Below are 16106 nucleotides of genomic sequence, written 5' to 3' on the forward strand. Positions count from 1 at the left end.
TTCGCACCCATTTTGCCGCCGTAGCTCAGGGGTAGAGCACTCCCTTGGTAAGGGAGAGGTCGACAGTTCAAATCTGTCCGGCGGCACCATTAGGCCCAGACTCTGGCTGCGATAATTTTCCCCCATCGTAATATCTTTTTAAGACCATCAATTGTATTGTTTGTATGACATAAGCTGCAACCTGGGTGGAGGTGCCCGCAAGAGGCGACGCGTTCGCGTGTTAAGAGATTTTTATGGCGTCTAAAGAAAAGTTTTTATTCCTAGAGCCTCTACGGGGCATTTTCGCGCTTGTCGTTGTTTTCGTGCATGGCGATGTTGTCGGACACACGTCCTTCTTATTGGGGGGCATGTTTTTTGAAAACAGCAGGATGTTAATCGACCTGTTTTTTCAATTGAGCGGATTTGTAATTGCCTACAACTATGCTGACCGCATCCACAGTTTTTCTTCTGCTGCTGTATTTCAGTTCAACAGGTTGCTGAGAGTTTATCCGCTCCATATCGTAACATTTTTGGTTTTTGCGGTAGGATTTCCCTTTATTAAGTTTATCAAGGATTTGGTGACCGGGAAAACAGGAGATCAGTCCGCGTTTTCTAATTTTGATTTTTCCGGTGTTTGGAACGAGCTTTTTTCTTTTAATGAAGAAGCAAAAGTTTGTCTGAGCCATAGTTTTACCAGCTTTGATGCCTCAGAGTTTATCAACAATATACTTCTGACAAACGGCATTTTCGAAAAATGCCTGAGCTATAACTATCCGAGCTGGTCGGTATCTATCGAGTTTTATACCTATGCCACATTCGCACTGATCTTCTTTCTCTTTGCGTCCAAGCCGTTAAGAATTGTTACGAGCATCGTGCTTGTTATTGCTTCGGGATTAATTCTGTATTTTACAAATAGCGTTTATCCAGAAACTCAAACTGCAATATTCAGATGCATGTATTCTTATTATTTGGGTGTTCTGCTATTTTATATTTATAATAATTTCAAATTAAACGTGGCGCCAGTATTTGTTTACTTGAGTTTTATCTTAATGTTCACATGCTGGTATTATGGAAATTTTGTCTCTAGCTTACTGACGCCATTCACCTATTCATTTATCTTTCTATCATTATTGTGGTCGGGTGACTCGATAATAAAAAGGATTTTGAGTGCACCAAAACTGGTGTTTCTCGGGACTGTAAGTTACGGAATTTATATGATCCATGCGGCCGTATATTATGCAATTGCGCTCGTGATGGAAAAAATATTCATGTACCGAATGGTTGAAGATCCAGAGACAGGTAATCCATATTTGCTGGTGGATCCAATGTTAGGGACGGCATTGTTGCTGTTAGGCATGGTCCTTACAGTTTACCTGGCGCATTTAAGTTACCGATATCTGGAAACGCCGTTCAACAATATGAGAATACGAATGCCGTCGGTCTCAAAAAAAATCAAAGACAGGCAATCTGTTGGCTCAAACATATCCTAGTTCCGAGACCTGAAAACCTAGACGTTGAAATCGCTGCTGGTTGATGCGGACTGCGTGCTATAAAATGAATGGTAAATTGTATCTGGCGGACAATTCACCATTTTAGTTAAGGGCATCAGTTCAAATGCGCAAATTACCTGTCTTACTTATCCTCGTCGGATTAGGCCTGATCGGCTGGGTTGGGTATGACTACACCACCAGCGGGGAGGAGATTGCACGGTTTGAACTGGCAGGTGAGGCGGGAAGCACGGATCTCATTAGTCTTGAACCCTCCTTGAATTCGATGCGGGCACTGTTGAGTGTGACGTATGAAATCGAGCTTTTGGCTGGCAGTGCGACCGCATTCGACTATTCCATAATGATGACCGGACCAGGCAGCCTGACTGTGTTCACTGCAGAGGGGCAGCAACGGGATAAACGTGATGACAATACCCCCGAATATGCGACAAAAACATCGGAACAGGTCATTAAAACATTTGCAGTTCCGGCACCCGGCGAATATTTATTGGACTGGCGGATTGTGCCGGATAAAGCCAGGATTACCAGCAGGTCGATTTCCCTTCGGCGAAATGTAGAGCCCTTGAGAATTCCGTACCTGATTGCGGGAGTAGCATGTTTTGGCCTTGGCGTTCTTCTCCTGATTAGGAAGCGAAGAAAGTCCATTTAGCGATTGAGGGATGAGTAGACAGTATGGCGGACGAAAAACCTGATTACCGGTTACTGACGGGCGAGGATACGCATGAATTCTGTGTCCGGGTGAGCAAGGCCCTCGCGGATGGATATATTCTGTATGGCTCTCCCTCGGCGACGTTTGACCCCACTACAAACCGAATGCTTGTCGCGCAGGCCGTGGTAAGGCCGGACGTCATGAGAGGCGCCTGAAATGTTGATCGAGTCAGCGGCACTGGGGCTATTCATACTCTCTGCGCTGGCGCTTAATTTGACGCCCGGACCGGACATGCTGTTCACGACAGCGAGCGGGCTTAAGCAGGGGCCCCGCGCCGGTGTGGTTGCAGCACTGGGTATTTCCGCGGGTTCCTTGGTTCATGTCCTGCTGGCGATCATCGGAGTGACGGCCATATTCAAGACATCGGAGTTTGCATTCGATGTCCTGCGATTTGCGGGTGCGGCGTATCTTTTGTGGATCGGGATCCGTAGCTTTTCGGCGCACGGTGGAGACCTCAGCCGACCAAATGTGAAGTCCGCGGATATGGTCGTTGTCTTCCGACGCGGCATGCTCACCAATATATTCAATCCCAAGGTGGCGCTCTTTTTTATTGCCTTCTTGCCGCAATTTGTGTCGATAGACGCGGGTTCAATCGCTTTGCAAATCCTGATTTTGGGTCTTCTGTTCAATTTGACAGGGTTACTCTGCAATGGCGGTGTTGGCCTTTTTTCCGGTGGAGCGGGACGGCTTCTGCTGCAACGGCCGGGAACAGCCAAATGGGTTTCGCGGATATCCGGGACAATATTTATCGGGCTTGCGATACGGCTTGCGTTGACCGAGCGGGCGTAGATGCTATTGAGATACAATATAGGGTTTTTGGCTGGTCCATTCGCAAAGAGAGAGTGATAAAATGTCTCAGAATGTCTTGATTATCGGGAATAAGCGTTACTCCTCCTGGAGCTTGCGGGGTTGGCTCGCGGCAAAGTTATCAGGCATGGAGTTTGAAGAGGTACTGGTCCCCCTGTACCAGGAAGGCTGCCACGAAGAGCTTAAGAAAGTGAACCCCACAGCGCCCCCAAAAGTTCCTTCGCTGAAAATAGGGGACTGGGCCGTCTGGGACACTCTCGCTATCAGTGAGTTTCTCGCGGAGCAGTATCCGGAGGCCCATTTGTGGCCGGAGGACACCTTGGCGCGCGCGTATGCGCGGTCGATTGTGGCGGAGATGCATTCCAGCTTTCAGGCCCTGCGCGAGCATGTGCCAATGGATCTGTTGAAAAAGATGCCTTACGCGCCATTATCTGAGGATGTCGAGGCAGATATTTCCCGCATATGCGAGATTTGGCGGGACTGTCGCTCGAAATTCGCTGATAAGGGACCCTATCTCTTCGGCAAGATTTCAATTGCCGATGTCTTTTTCGCGCCGGTTCTGGTGCGGTTTTACAGCCGTTCCATACCTCTCGATGATATCTGCCAGAACTATTTCAATACGCTTTGGGCGTTACCGGAATTTGTGGAGTGGCGAGAGGCCGCCGAGCAGGAAGAATGGACTATCACTGATTATAGTCTGAAATAACATCCTCAAGCGGGCGTAAAGGCGTCTATCGGGTCTTTAAGCCCCGGAACGGATTGTTGCGGGAACCGTCGCCAGTCAATCGGGAGATGATCGGCAATTGCAGATGATACCAGCAGGCTAGCATCGAGTGTCTTGGTCAGGTCTTGAAGCCTGCTGGCCATATTGACGGCCGGGCCGATAACCGAGAAATCGAGGCGTTCCGTCGCGCCGATATTGCCGAACATGACGTCACCATGATGAATGCCAACTCCAAACTGTAATTTCGACGCTTCGGAGGGATGCCGGGCGAGGGATGCAGCACCGTCTCGCGCCGCCTTCAAGGCTCTTTGCGCCGCATCTGCAATGCCCGCTCTATCCGATGTCGGGAAAATGGCGAGGAAACCGTCACCCATAAATTTGAGCACTTCCCCACCTTCCGCCATAACGGCCTCCGCCATGGACTCAAAGAACTGGTTTACCAGTGTCAAATATTCGGCCATCTCCATTTGATCGGCAAGGGCGCTGGACCCACGGAGATCGCAAATCCAGATGACGGCCTGGATAACGTCGCCATCCCCGCGCTGATTTTTACCTTCCATCACTTGCCGTGCAGCGACTGGACCGAGATAGGCGCTCAAGACATCCTGTAATGTCTGCTCTCGTTTAAAAATACGCGCAGTCGCATGGAACAGTTTGACCAGTCGCTTTAAGGCTCTGATTTCTCTGTCGGTAAACCCGCCATTTCGGTCCGTGAGCCAGGATGAGATAATGCCATCCTGCTGTTTGATCGCGGTTTCCTGGTTCCCAAAGGGGGTAAGTATGGCAAGGTAGTCGGTACCACCAATGGCTTTGAACTCTGTAAAAATCGGAAATCTTCGAACTACTTCATCGCTAGTTAAGTCGCAGCGATACTCGTCGATAACATTTTCAATCATGTAAAAGAGAGGGCTTTGCGTCCAGTTTGGCTCCGCCACCTGCGTTCGGGGGCGGGAGTTGGTAAGCAACTCTCCTGTCCGGTTCCATGTGTGATCCGTATGATCGATAAAGGGGTGCATTTGACGCATCGTGACATGGGAGCGTACTAGCGGAAACAGGGTTCGATCTATTTTTTGGCTGAGCTCGGTGAACACATCCGTTAACGAAATGTCTTCAAACATACGCTGAACAATCCAGTTTTCAACCTGGCGGACAGCCAGATCAAAGTCGGAAGTTTTTGTGGCAAAATCAGTTCCCGATCGTACGTCCAAGGCAGCAAATATCCTTTTCCTATTTTGCCTTAAATAGGAAATGCCATCAAAAATACAAGTGAATGCACTGGTTTAGGCGCCGTATGCCGACTAAGTCAGATTAGGCCGGGACATCAGGGTTAAGGCTATAGGTACCCACGTAAGACCCGCTTGCAAGTATATGTCCTTCCATCGCAGAGAGCGCCTCCGGGCCGCCAAATATACCTGACAGCCCCAGGCTTTCCACATCCAGGGCATAGACCGTGAAATGATAGTGGTGGACGATACTGTCATTCCAGGGCGGGCAGGGGCCATCATATCCGCCATAGTTCCCCGCCATATCAGGATCGCCGGCAAACCAGTCGGTATAGTTATTGATCCCGGTGACGCCATAGGCGCGCTGGCCGGGGGCCTTGCCTTTGGCCGTGATCCCGTCGCTGACTTCTCCTTCAGCCAGGCTGGTGAACTCAACGGGAATATCAACCTGAACCCAGTGATAGAAATCAACGCGCGGCAGATCAGCAGGAACTGTCTTTCCTTCCTGATTCACATCCTCTCCAGAGGAGGGGACATCAGGATCGTGACAGATAATGGCGAATGACTTGGTTCCTTCAGGGACGTCAGACCAGCTGATGGCCGGGCTTTTGTTGTCACTAAGCGCGACATGCCCTTCCTCGGCAGGAATACCGAAGGCGAATTTGCCCGGGATAGTCCCGCCATTTTCCCAACCGTCGATTTTCACTTTTAATGCTGCCGTCATGATATGTCGTTCCTCATTTTATTATGTTATGGGCGGCTGATTTTAACAAAGCCACCAACGGAGGTAAATGGTTTAAGGCCGGAAGGAAAAGCTAACCGGTCCTTTCAGGCTTTCGAGCTGGGGTTGAATCCAGTCGACCCACTGACAGAGCGCGGGGCGGGTCTCCCGCGGATCAATAATGTCATGCACGCTGAAGCTTTCTGCGCGAGGAAAGGGGGATTGCTGGGCCGCGAGTTGTTCTTCAAGTTCTGCCCTCAATTTTTCTGGTTCTTCCGCTTCTGCCAGCTGCCGGCGGTAGGCAACGGCCACACCCCCTTCGACAGGAAGAGGCCCCATCTCTGCACTGGGCCAGGCGAGGACATAGCCGTTTTCGCTAAAATGCGCGGCGGCGGCGACGCCAAAAGCCTTCTTCACGATCACAGTCGCCCAGGGAACAACGGACATGACGGCAGCGGCAACCGCAGACGTCCCGAATTTAATGGTACCGTCCTTTTCCGAGTCCGGGCCGATCATGAAGCCGGGTTCATCGGTGAAATTGACAATAGGAATATGGAAAGTGTCGCATAGCTCGATAAACCGCCGGACTTTCTGGGCGGCGTCGGCTCCCATGGCCCCAGCATAAATTCGACAGTCATTGGCAATTACCCCGATCGATTGCCCGTCGAGGCGGGCAAATCCGGTGATGAGGCTGCGACCGTAATTTTTTCCCATTTCAAAGAAACTGTCGACATCCATGACCATTTGGACCAGCTTTCGCATATTAAAGGGCAGGCGCCGGTTTTTGGGCACGATACTGAGCAGTTCCTCTTCCATGCGATCGGTGGGATCTTCTGATGACGCACGGGCAGGGAGATCCCAGACATTACTGGGAAGATAACTCAGAAAGGCACGGATCTGGGCGAAAGCGTCCAGTTCATCTTTTGCAATATTGGCAGCAACAGCATTGCGACTATGGACGTTGGCGCCGCCAAGCTCTTCTTTCGTGATTTTGATATTGAGTGCCCGGTCCACCAGGGCCGGACCCGCAATAAGAAGCTGTGCCGTCTCGCGCGTCATCACCGAGAAATGGGAGGCAGCAAAGCGTGCCGCAGGAAAACCGGCAACCGGTCCAAGCGCGGCAGAGGCAACCGGAACTTCTCCCATCAATTTTGCAATGGAAAGAAACCTCGGCTTTTCATAGGCCGGGCTGCCGACGGTGCCGCCACCCTTGCCCTTCGCCACACTCCCGCCGCCACCTTCCAGCAGGCGGATGAGAGGTACTCGGTACTGGGAGGCCAGTTCCTCTGCGAAGACACTTTTCCGCAGTCCCGCGGCATTGGGTGAGCCGCCTTTGAGCGTGAAATCCTCGCCGCCAACGGCAACACGCCGGCCCTTTATGGTACCAAGCCCGGTAACATAGTTCGCCGGTGAGAAATCTGTGATATTGCCTTGCTCGTCCCGTTCAGCCGATCCTGCAATGCGGCCCTGTTCCTGGAAACTGTCTGTATCGAGTAGGCTATTTATCCGTTCGCGGATTGTGAGGCGTCCTTTGGCATGTTGGGCCTCGATCGCTTCCTTGCCGCCTTGGGCGCGGGCCGCGATGCGCATTCTTTTTATTTCTTCGGCTTCTTTTTCCCAGCTCATAGGCTTTGTTCTCCGCGTAACTATCATTAGTCACGGAGTATAACCGCTGTCGCGTTAGGGAGATAGGTATCGAGAAAGCCAAAGTTTATTTTTGGGCCGCCAACTAGAGGGACAGTTTGGTCCCTAGCCGGGATTCCGGCGGACTTGCCTCAGGCACTTTCTTTGGATTCTGAGGTTTCATGCCTTCCATGATCTGCTTGTTGACTGCAACGAGGGGGCCAACTGACGCTTCGCCCTTCATGGCCTGCAGGCTGTAGCGTCCAACCCAGAATGCGATGGAGAGAAGCCGACCTTTTAAATCGTCGGGGAGGGCGTTCTCCTCTGACAGTAGATCCATCTGCATGGTGAGCCAGAGCCGTCGGTTATTGGCGACAGCGCGGATTCGCTCCATTACATTATCTTCTTTGTCAGCTTCTTCCATAGCACGAGTGAATATTGCGAAAGCCCGGTATTCGGTTTGTCGGGGACTTTCGGCATTCTGGTTGGCTTTTTGGTAAGCAGCTACAGACATATCTTTTTCTCATCCATTTCCGATAGTAAGGGATATTATTTACGAAAATCCTTACGATACTCTTACTAATTACTGGAATAGCTGAAGAATTGACTGTGGCCGCGAGTTGGCAATCGAAAGAGACTGGATGCCAAGCTGTTCCTTGGTCTGCAATGCCTGCAATTCGGCACTGGCTTCCGCAAGGTTGGCGTCGACCAGGATTCCCAGACCTTCTTTGAGCTTATCCGTCAGGAGCTGGGTAAATTCAGCCTGACTGTCGAGACGGTTTGCCGCGGTACCCAAAGTCGTAATAACATCACCGATAACAGCTTCTGCACCGTCAACGGCAGCGAGAGCAGTGGCCGGGTCCGTCAGATCAAGCCCGACGAGGCCCAAAGTGGCCAAGCGTAAATCCTGAGCGGCAATTGTCTGCGTAACACCGCCAAGTCCCGTCAAAACGTCAAGATCGGCGCTTACGCCGTCAATCAGGTTAACTCCGTTAAAGACACTTGAGCCAACGACAGCTGTGATCTGGGCAAGGAGAGCATCGACTTCTTCCTGCAGAACCGTAACGTCAAGACCATCGTTGAACGCCTGGGTTACTTTCTGGTTGATATCGATGACAATGTTGGAAATTTGCAGCGCACCGGCGTTTGCCATGCTGACCGTTGCCTGTCCGAACGTCAGGCCTTCTTCAATGGCGTCCAAAGCAGAAATATCGCCGCGCATCGTCTGGGCGATTGTAAAGGATGCCGGATTGTCTTTAGGCTCGGCAACTTTCAACCCGGTTTCGACCTGGCGCTGGGTGTGACTCAATGCTGACTGAGTCATAGACAATGTGCGAAGCGCCGCCATCGCAGTCGCGTTGGTATTAATAGAAAAAGAAGTCATTATGTTTCTCCTGTAGATTCCTGCGTTACCAAAAACGCAAATTCACTCAACGCTACAGAAGCAAGGGGCGTGCCAACTTAAAAATCCGCGAAAAACTGCGGATTTCGTCGATGTTTTATGTTTTAGAAGCGGGGAAGGAAAGGCGTCAAATCTGCCTTGAATAGGAATTTATTGCTTAGCTATGAAAAAAATGCCCGGCATAAAGAGAGTATGCCAAAGAAGATCAGCGGTGAGACTAGACGAATAAATCTATCTGGATCGGCTGGGGGCCAACAAATTTGTCCGATGATATTGGCTGAAATAGCGATAATATCGGGTTGCTCGTGGGATCAGTATTATTGATCTCCGTATAGACTAGAAAGCGTTGAATAAGCTTTTCCACTTTTTCGGGGTCTTTCAGGTCTTCTACGTTAATTTGCTTTTCAAGCCGGTCTCGTTGCTGAGAATATTCCAGTGTTTGAAAGCTTTCCGGCAGTCCCAGGCTGACCCGGACGACATGCATCAATGTAGGGTCTGCCATAATCTGTGACAGTTGGTCGACGTCTCCGGCCAGCCGCTTGAAGTAGAGTGCCTCTCGCACGCCGTCCGCGTTTTCACCTTCAAATTTCTCGAATTCGTTGGTTTTATAGCCAGCGAGGATCGTGTCGACATTCGATTGATTCTGGAAAAAATCGGGGTCGCTGTTCAGGCCATACAGGGCGCTCGCCAGTTTTGCCCAACGCGGCTCCACCAGTTTATTGACCAGGCTATCTTTATCAGCAGGATCTTCGGTCAGAATTTTCCGGACCATCGCCGTTTTGCCGACTTCGCTTTCCAACTGAAAAGCAGACATAACCATTGTCAGAACAGTACGGTTTTTCATCAGATCATCGACAGATTTAATATCGCCGATTTTTTCTTTGAAAGTTGCCACGTCTCGGGTAACCGTCGGCTGCGCCTCGAACATCTTCATGTGCGAGTCTTTTAAGCTATTCGCAAGCTTGTACCAGAGGAGGGAACTGTCGGTCGATAATTGCATCGTCATTCCTGAGGAAATGTATATTCCATATCGCTTATTATACGGGAGAGATTATGAACAGGAGGTTAACAGAAAAGGCGGCCCATAAGAGCCGCCTTTCCAAGTAGGGATGTTTCTTAACGGAACAGAGCCAGAATACTCTGCGGTGCGGAGTTCGCAATGCTAAGAGAGTTAATGTTGAGCTGTTCCTTGGTCTGCAAAGCAGTCAGCTCTGCTGCAACTTCTGCCATGTCGGCATCAACAAGAACGCCGAGACCTTCTTTCATCGTGTCGGTCAGAAGCTGGGTGAACTCACCCTGGTCGTCAAGCCGGCTGGCGAATGTACCGATGCTGGTCAAAGCCCCACCAACTGTAGCGATAGCGGCATCAATTGTTGCGAGATGCGTATCGAGGTTTGCAGTATCAGTTGCGTCAACAGTGTTAAGAGCAAGACCTGTAGTTGACGTCAAGTCAACGTTGGTAAACGTAACATTGTCCGCCGCACCAAGGCCTGTAGCAACAGTCAGGGTAGTGGCGGTTGCCGTCAGAAGATTGACGCCATTGAACGCCGACGTGCTGGTAATCGCATCAATCTGTGCAAGAACTTCAGTAACCTGGTCCTGAATAACAGACCCGTCGAGACCTTCATTTTTCGCCTGTGTGACAAGACCTTTTAGGGTTGTCAATTGGTCGGAAATGGAGGTTGCGCCCGCCATAGCCATGCCGATTGTAGCCTGACCAAAGGAAATACCTTCAGAAACAGCATTCAGAGCGCCGATGTCAGCACGCATGCCCTGGGCAATCACGAAGGTTGCTGGAGCATCTTTTGCGCTGTTGACGCGTAGGCCGGTTTCTAGCTGAGACTGAACTTTTCCAAGTGCGTTCTGCGTCATGTTGAGAGTACGCAGGGCAGCCATGGAAGCGGAGTTTGTGTTAATAGAAGCCATAATATAATTCCTCATTCTAGAGTTGTCGCATCTGCGACGCATCGGCTCTTTCTGAGCCCCGGTCTACTTCGAAACCGTGGAATGACTATCTCTGTGAAATCCTAACAAAAGATTAATGAGGGCTTCATTGGTGATATTAAGCAGGGCTAATTGTGCCTTGGGCGCAGATATGGGGTCTGGAAAGGCTGGAAAACTGCTATTTTTTGATCCGATGGGGAGGCGAAAAATTTTTTGGATAAAGTTACTATTGATCCTAACAGGCGCTGGTCACCCCTGTATTCAATCGCAAAAATGACTGAATCAATAAGGTAGTCTCTTGGAAATGCGGTTATTTAACTGATTCCGTCGATTCAGTGTCCGCGGATTTAAAGTACTTTTGAAGCAACTTAAGGGCCGCATAATAGTTTTTCTCGCCCACAAGGCCGACAACTTCAAAAACGAGGTTTCGTTCATCGTTATCGACCGTGGAAAGAAATGCTATCTGCGAGGCATCCTGAAAGCTTTTGTGATGCGTCTCGTGACTGCTCGGCTCGATATACATGAGCTGAACATAGAGATATACATTTTCCAGCGGGGTTTTAACGTTCTCTGGCAGGAGGATGTCGCGCTCGCGCATGATTGACGCATCATTTTCCAGCGAAAAATGCATAGCCTTGTTGCTTGTATTTGTAAGAACTGCGCCATTGACGACAATTTTCTCGCCGGCAGGAATACGAAACTTTAACGACATGGAATTCGTCTCCAGATAGGGACCACACGTTTCACTATAACGATAGTCACAAATTGTGCAAAATAGGAATGTATTCTGACTGATGATAAATGAGTTTTAACGCGCTAATCAGCGAAAAGTAAATAATTTCTGGCCTTGACCTCGGGGTGGACTATATGATTGCTCATGTCGGAGCGCCCCGGACTTTAGCGTTCTACCGCCATTTTAGAGGATATTGAATGCCAAGAAATATCGGTTCACTGATTATAAAATTGGTTTTGTTTTCTTTTATTGTCGGATGGGCCCTGACCCTGTTTGATATTACCCCGCTTGATCTTTTAAAAGATTTGACAGGGACGATTGGCCAGATCTACTCCACGGCGCTTAGCACGGTGCGTTGGGCAGCAGATTATATTCTGCTCGGGGCCGTTATCGTCATTCCTATCTGGGCGATTGTTTCGGGCCTGAACTATCTCCAGCGGAAAAGCCGCCGGAATATGTCTTCCTCTTCGTCCAAGCGCCAGGATTAGAAGGTTTTCCGTTATCCGCTTGCGCAGTCTATGCAAAGCGGGGTGCTCGGATCCAGAGCGAGACGCTTTGAGGAGATTTCTTCACCGCAGGTGACACAATATCCATAGTCACCCGTGTCGACACGGGCGAGAGCCGCATCGATCCGTTGCAATTCGTTATTACGCCGACGCTCCGTCTCTTGGGCCATTGCCTGCCCCTGCAGCGCGTCCATACGGGAGAGCCGTCCTACGCGGGTCTGGTCGAGCTCCACGGGGCGACTGCCTTCAACACTCGCCTTCATGACCGCGAGCAATTCCTCTCGGCGGGCAAGCAGATCATTCTTTGGATCCGAATTTGTCATGACGAAAGGCTACGTCAAAATTTGCGCCGATGCAAAGAAAAGGCCGGTCCTTTCAGACCGGCCCTGATAACGGAAATGTTAATTTTTAGGCTTCCCAGGTATGACCCTGCCGGAGAAGGGCATCCAGCGACGGCTTGCCATTGGCTTCCGCAGCTTCCAGTTTTTGGGTAATGCCGTCCTCATAAGTGGCCGCCGGGTTACAGTAGATCACGCCAAAAGCGACAGGAAGGTCTCGCCCATCCATATCGGCGATCAAGGTCGCAAGCGAGCGGTTCGTCTCGTCATGAACCAGAATATCTTCTTCCGTGACTCCATTCTCGCCGATGGTCACGGTCTCCAGCGTCAGGGATTGCATGTTAAGCCGAATACCCTTGTTCTTTTCCGCGCCGAAGATCATCGGCTTGCCATGTTCCACATGCAGCTGCTTTTCAGCGGCCACATCGCGTGCGAGGACATTATCGAAAACTGCATCATTATAAACAATGCAGTTTTGCAGGATTTCCACCAGCGACGTTCCCTTATGCTCATGTGCACGCTTGAGAATTTCGGGAAGTGTCTTCTGCGTATCATAGGCACGGGCGGCAAATCTCGCGCCGGCGCCGAGCGTGAAAACGAGAGGTTTCAACGGGGTATCAACCGATCCATCCGGAGAAGAAGGGGTCCGAAGTCCGACTTCCGAAGTCGGAGAATACTGTCCCTTGGTAAGGCCGTAAATCTCGTTGTTGCAGAGCAGGATTTGCAAATTGACGTTTCTGCGCAACACATGGAGCATGTGATTGCCACCAATGCTGAATCCGTCACCGTCACCGGTCACCATCCAGACATCCAACTCCGGGTTGGCAATCTTGATCCCGGTAGCAAAGGCAGGCGCCCGACCATGAATTGTATGGAACCCGTAGGTCGACATATAATAAGGAAAGCGGGATGAACAGCCGATCCCCGAAACAAACACATAGTTTTCTTTCGGCGTTTCAAGGTCAGGCAGGGTTCTTTGTACCGCCTTGAGGATCGCATAGTCGCCGCAGCCGGGGCACCAGCGTACTTCCTGGTCTGAGGCAAAGTCGGCAGGTTTCAGTTTATCTTTTGTAACGGCAACATTCATGTCAGTTCTCCAATGCTGCGTCGATGGCGCGTTCAATCTCGGAAATCTTGAACGGTTGCCCCGTCACCTTGGTCAGGGGCTGCGCATCGATCAGATATTGATCTCGCAGGACCGTTTTAAGCTGTCCATCGTTCATTTCCGGGACAATGACTTTGTCAAATCCGCGAAGCAACTCGCCAAGGTTTTTTGGCAAGGGCCAGATATGGCGGAGATGGATGTGGGAGACTTCCTTGCCTTCCGCGAGCTTGTTGTCGACCGCACGGCTAATTGGCCCATACGTAGAGCCCCATCCGACAATTGCGAGTTTACCGCTTGTCTTGCCGTTTTCGACCGTCTGTTCAGGTATATCGTTGGCGATATTCAGGATTTTATCCCGCCGCAAATCAGTCATTCTCTGATGATTTGCAGGTTCATAGGAAATGTTGCCTGAGCCATCTTCCTTCTCGATCCCGCCAATGCGATGCTCGAGACCCGGCGTGCCCGGAACGGCCCAATGACGTGCGAGCGTATCAGGGTCGCGGTTATACGGCTGAAACCCTTCTGCAGTCGTTTCAAATGTTACCGGAAACGCTTCCCGATCCGCCACATTGGGGATCAGCCAAGGCTCCGCCGCATTTCCAATATATCCGTCGGTCAGCAGCATGACAGGCGTCATATATTTTGTGGCAAGGCGGCAGGCTTCAATTGCAACTTCGAAGCAGTCTGACGGGCCATGCGTAGCGAGAACGACAAGCGGCGCATCGCCGTTACGCCCATAAACAGCCTGATAAAGGTCAGATTGCTCTGTTTTCGTCGGCAATCCGGTTGACGGACCGGCACGCTGCGAATTCACGATGATCAGGGGAAGTTCCGTCGAGATAGCCAACCCGATCGCTTCGCCCTTCAGGGCAATGCCGGGGCCGGATGAGGAGGTGATGCCGAGAGAACCTGCATAGGAGGCGCCGATTGCCGAGCAAATTGCCGCGATTTCATCTTCAGCCTGAAATGTCTTTACGCCAAACTGCTTCATCTTGGCCAGCGCGTGCAATACAGGGGAGGCAGGCGTAATTGGGTATGACCCAAAGAAAATCTTCAGATTCGCAAGTTCTGCACCTGCAACCAGGCCCCACGCCAGCGCTTCACCACCTGTTACCGTGCGATAAAGCCCGTGAGGCATGGTTGCCGCCGGAATCGCATAAAGCTGCGTCAGGCCGCCAACTTCAGACGCTTCGCCATAGATATGGCCCGCATTCAAGGCGGCAATATTGGCATCGGCTATGTCAGGGCGCTTTGCGAACTTGCGCCGGAGCCAGTCAACCGTATCACTCCGGTCACGACCATAAATCCAGTAGACAAGGCCAAGAACCCAGAAGTTCTTGCAGCGCAGGCCCTCTTTCTGTGAGAGGCCAAATTCCTTGACCGACTCAAGCACCAGCTTGGTAATATTGATATCCAGGACGGTATAGGCTTCAAGCGACGTGTCTTCGAGCGGGTTCTCAAGATACCCGGCCTTTTTAAGGTTCCTGTCGGTAAAGGTGCCGCTGTCGACGATGATCATTCCGCCGGGCTTCAGCCGCGCTAGGTTCACCATCAGCGCGGCAGGGTTCAGGGCAACCAGAACATCCGGGTCATCGCCGGCCGTTTCAATTCGCCGCGAGCCGAAGTTGATCTGAAAAGCGGAAACCCCGAAGGTCGTTCCAATAGGGGCGCGGATTTCAGCAGGGAAATCCGGAAATGTGGCAAGGTCGTTTCCAGCCAGCGCAGTTGTGTCTGTAAACCGGCTGCCGGTAATTTGTATGCCGTCACCAGAATCGCCCGCGAACCGAATAACGACTGAGGAGACTTCTTTCCTCGACGCAGGGTCCGACTTAATTTTTAATTCGTTCAACTTTCTTACCCGCATTAAGCAAAAGAGGGGGTTTATTTGTTTTTAACCCCGTTATTGCCTTTAGTTTAGCCATATTTTGAAGCAGCAATCAACGGCCTATATCACCATTTGCTGTAACGACAACAATTTCTTGGGCCTTAAACTGCCCCTATCACTCTTGCTGGCGTTTGACGTGGATGCCCACCGTCACTCTAAGGCTAGATATAGGGGATTTTGATCGGAACGCAACATTATTTTCTAAATTACAGTGTAAAATAATTTAATAACAAAAAAATTATGTGAAATATATCTGTCTCGCCGTTAGGCCAGACCGTCTTTCATAATGCGCACAAAGAAGGCTCCAATTTGTGCCGGTGTCTGGCCTCCGGGACGGTACCAACTGCTCGACCAGTTGAGTGATCCCAGCAGACTTAGGCGCAGCAACCCTTTATCTATATCGTCCGGAAGTGGTAAATCCTCAATCAGATCCATGAAGAGCTTGTCGTAGCTGTCCCGAATTTCGATTAGCCTGCTTCTTAGGGTGGGAGCCGTCCGGGATATATCGGCGCAAAGCAGAATGGAGAAATTATTGCCGCCGAACAAAGTGTTCATATGAGCGATTGCCGCCTGTGTCAGCCGCTCCCACGGATCATCGACCCCGTCAATTGCTTCCACTACAGCCGTACTGATAAGACGTTTGCCTTCTTCATAGGTCGCTACGATCAAATCATCTTTGGACGAGAAGTGATAATACATGGATCCGGCCAGCATACCGGCTTCACGGGCGATGTCCCGCATCGATGTTGCGTCATATCCGCGCTGGTTAAACAAATGCGCCGCCGCCGCCATCAATTCCTGCCGGCGATTATCGCTCCGATGGAGACCTTCCTCGCGTGCGCGTATATTTTCAGTCACGGGCTGGTCCTAACAAACAGTTGTTATAATGTCTGTTATGC

General features: G+C 50.8%; 18 protein-coding genes and 1 tRNA gene. 7 read left to right on the forward strand and 12 right to left on the reverse strand.

All coding sequences use genetic code 11. The features are described from left to right. Positions 1-14: 14 nt before the first annotated feature. From J0X12_RS10485 to J0X12_RS10510, 6 genes are all read left to right on the forward strand, one after another. Positions 15-89: transfer RNA gene (locus J0X12_RS10485), tRNA-Thr, on the forward strand. Between the two features lie 144 nt (positions 90-233). Further along, a complete protein-coding gene (locus tag J0X12_RS10490) occupies positions 234-1469 on the forward strand; it encodes an acyltransferase family protein (protein WP_207045386.1) in 1236 nt (411 codons plus the stop codon). 124 nt (positions 1470-1593) lie between these two features. After that, positions 1594-2136: a hypothetical protein gene (locus J0X12_RS10495; RefSeq protein WP_207045388.1), complete on the forward strand. Its 543-nt coding sequence runs from the start codon at positions 1594-1596 to the stop codon at positions 2134-2136. Positions 2137-2159: 23 nt separating this feature from the next. Then, positions 2160-2351, forward strand: a complete 192-nt coding sequence (locus J0X12_RS10500; protein ID WP_207045389.1) for a DUF1737 domain-containing protein — start codon at positions 2160-2162, stop codon at positions 2349-2351. A gap of 1 nt (position 2352) precedes the next feature. Beyond that, positions 2353-2985, forward strand: a complete 633-nt coding sequence (locus J0X12_RS10505) for a LysE family translocator (protein WP_207045391.1) — start codon at positions 2353-2355, stop codon at positions 2983-2985. 61 nt (positions 2986-3046) lie between these two features. Further along, the gene (locus J0X12_RS10510) at positions 3047-3709 is read left to right on the forward strand and encodes a glutathione S-transferase family protein (RefSeq protein ID WP_207045393.1); all 663 of its coding nucleotides are present in this window, start codon (positions 3047-3049) and stop codon (positions 3707-3709) included. 5 nt (positions 3710-3714) lie between these two features. On the opposite strand, the gene J0X12_RS10515 is transcribed toward J0X12_RS10510, so the two are convergent. From J0X12_RS10515 to J0X12_RS10550, 8 genes are all read right to left on the reverse strand, one after another. Continuing rightward, positions 3715-4935, reverse strand: a complete 1221-nt coding sequence (locus J0X12_RS10515; RefSeq protein ID WP_207045395.1) for an adenylate/guanylate cyclase domain-containing protein — start codon at positions 4933-4935, stop codon at positions 3715-3717. Positions 4936-5035: 100 nt separating this feature from the next. Next, positions 5036-5674: a YbhB/YbcL family Raf kinase inhibitor-like protein gene (locus tag J0X12_RS10520; RefSeq protein ID WP_207045397.1), complete on the reverse strand. Its 639-nt coding sequence runs from the start codon at positions 5672-5674 to the stop codon at positions 5036-5038. 72 nt (positions 5675-5746) lie between these two features. Next, a complete protein-coding gene (locus J0X12_RS10525; RefSeq protein ID WP_207045399.1) occupies positions 5747-7297 on the reverse strand; it encodes an acyl-CoA carboxylase subunit beta in 1551 nt (516 codons plus the stop codon). A 103-nt stretch (positions 7298-7400) separates the two neighbouring features. Further along, the gene (gene flaF, locus J0X12_RS10530; protein WP_207045400.1) at positions 7401-7808 is read right to left on the reverse strand and encodes a flagellar biosynthesis regulator FlaF; all 408 of its coding nucleotides are present in this window, start codon (positions 7806-7808) and stop codon (positions 7401-7403) included. A gap of 69 nt (positions 7809-7877) precedes the next feature. Further along, positions 7878-8678: a flagellin gene (locus J0X12_RS10535; RefSeq protein WP_207045402.1), complete on the reverse strand. Its 801-nt coding sequence runs from the start codon at positions 8676-8678 to the stop codon at positions 7878-7880. Between the two features lie 235 nt (positions 8679-8913). Continuing rightward, positions 8914-9696: a DUF1217 domain-containing protein gene (locus J0X12_RS10540; RefSeq protein WP_207045404.1), complete on the reverse strand. Its 783-nt coding sequence runs from the start codon at positions 9694-9696 to the stop codon at positions 8914-8916. A 116-nt stretch (positions 9697-9812) separates the two neighbouring features. After that, a complete protein-coding gene (locus tag J0X12_RS10545; protein WP_207045406.1) occupies positions 9813-10622 on the reverse strand; it encodes a flagellin in 810 nt (269 codons plus the stop codon). Between the two features lie 328 nt (positions 10623-10950). Beyond that, positions 10951-11352: a flagellar biosynthesis repressor FlbT gene (locus tag J0X12_RS10550; protein ID WP_207045408.1), complete on the reverse strand. Its 402-nt coding sequence runs from the start codon at positions 11350-11352 to the stop codon at positions 10951-10953. Between the two features lie 218 nt (positions 11353-11570). Between J0X12_RS10550 and J0X12_RS10555 the strand changes: the two genes are divergently transcribed. Further along, a complete protein-coding gene (locus J0X12_RS10555; RefSeq protein ID WP_207045410.1) occupies positions 11571-11861 on the forward strand; it encodes a DUF6460 domain-containing protein in 291 nt (96 codons plus the stop codon). An 11-nt stretch (positions 11862-11872) separates the two neighbouring features. Here the strand turns inward: J0X12_RS10555 and J0X12_RS10560 are convergent, their stop codons facing one another. From J0X12_RS10560 to J0X12_RS10575, 4 genes are all read right to left on the reverse strand, one after another. After that, the gene (locus tag J0X12_RS10560; protein ID WP_207045412.1) at positions 11873-12202 is read right to left on the reverse strand and encodes a TraR/DksA family transcriptional regulator; all 330 of its coding nucleotides are present in this window, start codon (positions 12200-12202) and stop codon (positions 11873-11875) included. Positions 12203-12287: 85 nt separating this feature from the next. Continuing rightward, complete coding sequence (locus J0X12_RS10565; protein WP_207045414.1) at positions 12288-13304, reverse strand: 2-oxoacid:ferredoxin oxidoreductase subunit beta; 1017 nt, start codon at positions 13302-13304, stop codon at positions 12288-12290. A gap of 1 nt (position 13305) precedes the next feature. Continuing rightward, on the reverse strand, positions 13306-15171 hold the full coding sequence (locus tag J0X12_RS10570; protein ID WP_207045416.1) for a 2-oxoacid:acceptor oxidoreductase subunit alpha: 1866 nt from the start codon (positions 15169-15171) through the stop codon (positions 13306-13308). Positions 15172-15471: 300 nt separating this feature from the next. Further along, positions 15472-16065, reverse strand: coding sequence for a TetR family transcriptional regulator (locus J0X12_RS10575; protein WP_207045418.1), 594 nt, complete (start codon positions 16063-16065; stop codon positions 15472-15474). Between the last annotated feature and the right edge of the window lie 41 nt (positions 16066-16106).

It is taken from the genome of Sneathiella sedimenti (assembly GCF_017313765.1).
GTDB classification, from domain to species: domain Bacteria; phylum Pseudomonadota; class Alphaproteobacteria; order Sneathiellales; family Sneathiellaceae; genus Sneathiella; species Sneathiella sedimenti.